This is a genomic window from Oleiphilus sp. HI0132, assembly GCF_001635845.1.
Map to the genome: position 1 here is coordinate 1 of NZ_LWGJ01001420.1, position 314 is coordinate 314.

Genomic DNA, 314 nt, shown 5'->3' on the forward strand with positions numbered 1-314 from the left:
CCGGCAAGGACTCCCCCCTGAAGGCTCTAGAGTTAGATTTATCTTCAGTATCTTGGAAGGTGAGGTTCGAATTAATACGGACAAAATTCGATAAGTGAAGCTCATTGCTGACTTCAATACCGATCACTTGCGCTTTAGAAAGATTCTGCGGTTTGCCAATGCCTCGCGAGTTGTAAATAGTGACAATGGCATCGTTAAGATCACGATAAAACAAAGCGAGCGTACCGGATGTTCTGTTTGACTGATAACTAAGGCTAATATCGGTGTTTAGGGCTTTTTCCTCAACAAGGTCTTCATTGCCTAAAGTGAACCCG

General features: G+C 43.6%; 1 protein-coding gene. It reads right to left on the reverse strand.

All coding sequences use genetic code 11. From position 1 onward, the window contains the following. Nucleotides 1-314, reverse strand: a 314-nt coding sequence (locus A3766_RS21670; protein WP_156509038.1) for a TonB-dependent receptor domain-containing protein, incomplete at both ends; no start/stop codon positions are given.